The 2,120-nt window shown below is 71.1% G+C and carries 3 protein-coding genes; all 3 read left to right on the forward strand.

Annotation, left to right across the window (positions count from 1 at the left end; translation table 11 throughout):
- The coding region (locus ACZ6EM_RS40305; RefSeq protein WP_465774667.1) for an oligopeptide/dipeptide ABC transporter ATP-binding protein at positions 1-301 on the forward strand (301 nt) is incomplete at its 5' end.
- Between the two features lie 25 nt (positions 302-326).
- Entirely contained in the window at positions 327-1,385 is a 1,059-nt protein-coding gene (locus tag ACZ6EM_RS40310) for an ABC transporter ATP-binding protein (RefSeq protein ID WP_452178010.1), read from the forward strand.
- Between the two features lie 156 nt (positions 1,386-1,541).
- Positions 1,542-2,120 (forward strand): ABC transporter ATP-binding protein (locus tag ACZ6EM_RS40315; protein WP_465774668.1); only part of this gene is annotated, 579 nt, incomplete at its 3' end.

Consider the following 2,120-nt stretch of genomic DNA (forward strand, 5'->3'; position numbering starts at 1 on the left):
CGAGACCGCCCCGGTGCACGAGCTGTACGCCCGGCCCGCGCACCCGTACACCCGGGGACTGCTGGACTCCATCCCCCGGCTGGACCAGAAGGGCCAGGAGCTCTACGCGATCAAGGGCCTGCCGCCCAACCTCCTGCGCATCCCCGAGGGCTGCGCCTTCAACCCCCGTTGCCCGCGTGCCCAGGACCGCTGCCGGACCGAGGTACCGGAGCTGTTCCCGGTCACCGAGGAGGACGGGACGCCGCTGGAGGGGCGCGGCAGCGCCTGCTTCTTCTGGAAGGAGACCCTCCATGACCGTTAACGGGGCCAGCGCGCTGGGCGCGGCGATGCCGGAGGAGGTCGCCTTCGAGCAGGAGGTGCCGCGCGGCCGGCCGATCCTCGAAGTCCGGGACCTGGTCAAGCACTTCCCGCTCACCAAGGGCGTCCTGTTCAAGAAGCAGGTCGGCGCGGTGAAGGCGGTCGACGGGGTCACCTTCGACCTGATGCAGGGCGAGACGCTCGGGATCGTCGGCGAGTCCGGCTGTGGCAAGTCCACGCTGGCCAAGGTGCTGATGAACCTGGAGCCGGCCACCTCGGGATCGGTCCGCTACAAGGGGGAGGAGATCTCCCGGCTCTCCGGGGCCGGGCTGAAGGCCGTCCGCCGGAACATCCAGATGGTGTTCCAGGACCCGTACACCTCGCTCAACCCGCGCATGACGGTCGGCGACATCATCGGCGAGCCGTTCGAGATCCACCCCGAGGTGGCGCCCAAGGGCGACCGCCGCAAGGCCGTCCAGGACCTGCTGGACGTGGTCGGGCTCAACCCGGAGTACATCAACCGCTATCCGCACCAGTTCTCCGGCGGCCAGCGCCAGCGCATCGGCATCGCCCGGGGGCTGGCGCTCAAGCCGGAGATCATCATCTGCGACGAGCCGGTCTCCGCGCTGGACGTGTCCGTCCAGGCGCAGGTGATCAACCTGCTGGAGCAGCTGCAGGGCGAGTTCAACCTGTCGTACATGTTCATCGCGCACGACCTCTCCATCGTCCGGCACATCTCCGACCGGGTCGGGGTGATGTACCTGGGGAAGATGGTCGAGATCGGCTCGGACGCGGAGATCTACGACCACGCCACCCACCCGTACACCCAGGCGCTGCTCTCCGCGGTGCCGGTGCCGGACCCGAGGGCGCGGGAGATCCGGGACCGGATCGTGCTCACCGGCGACGTGCCCTCGCCGGCCAACCCGCCGTCCGGCTGCCGCTTCCGCACCCGCTGCTGGAAGGCGCAGCAACGGTGCGAGGTCGAGGAGCCGCTGCTGGCCGCGCCGTCCTGGCTGGACGGGGCGGCGCGGCACGACTCGGCGTGTCACTTCGCGGCGGAGCGGGAGGCCGGGCAGCGCGCCGGCTGAGACCGGTCGATGACCAGGGCGCGTCCCCGCGGGCGGGGGCGCGCCCTTTCCCGTGACGGAAAAGAGATCTGCCGCAGGCTCGCCAAGTGCGGTCCGTTCCTTGATAGTTGCTCTGCGCCCAGCAGTGGGTGCCGCGGCGCCGGGGAGGCTGCTCTGATGGACGCGGTGGAGCTGATCGGCGGCGGTCGGGGGAGCGCGGAACCCGGGGCGCCGCTGCTGGAGGTCGACGACCTGCACGTGGAGTTCCGTACCCGGGACGGCGTCGCCAGGGCCGTGAACGGGGTGAGCTACTCCGTCGCGGCGGGGGAGACGCTGGCGGTGCTGGGGGAGTCCGGCTCGGGCAAGTCGGTGACGGCGCAGGCGATCATGGGCATCCTGGACATGCCGCCGGGGCGGATCACCGCGGGGCGGATCCTGTTCCGCGGCGAGGACCTGCTGACCATGGGTGCCAACGCCCGGCGGTCCGTCCGGGGCGGGCACATCGCGATGATCTTCCAGGACGCGCTCTCGGCGCTGAATCCGGTGCTCAGCGTCGGCTACCAGCTGGGGGAGATGTTCCGGGCGCACCGGGGGGCCTCCCGCAAGGAGGCCCGGGAGCGGGCCATCGAGCTGATGGACCGGGTGCGTATCCCGGCCGCCGGGCAGCGGGTGAACGACTACCCGCACCAGTTCTCCGGCGGCATGCGCCAGCGCATCATGATCGCGATGGCGCTGGCCCTGGAGCCGGACCTGATC

It is taken from the genome of Kitasatospora sp. NPDC041917, assembly GCF_055589745.1.

Coding starts and splice junctions, on each gene's coding strand:
- ACZ6EM_RS40310 (WP_452178010.1), top strand. CDS start 327: ATGCCGGAGGAGGTCGCCTTCGAGCAGGAGGTGCCGCGCGGCCGGCCG.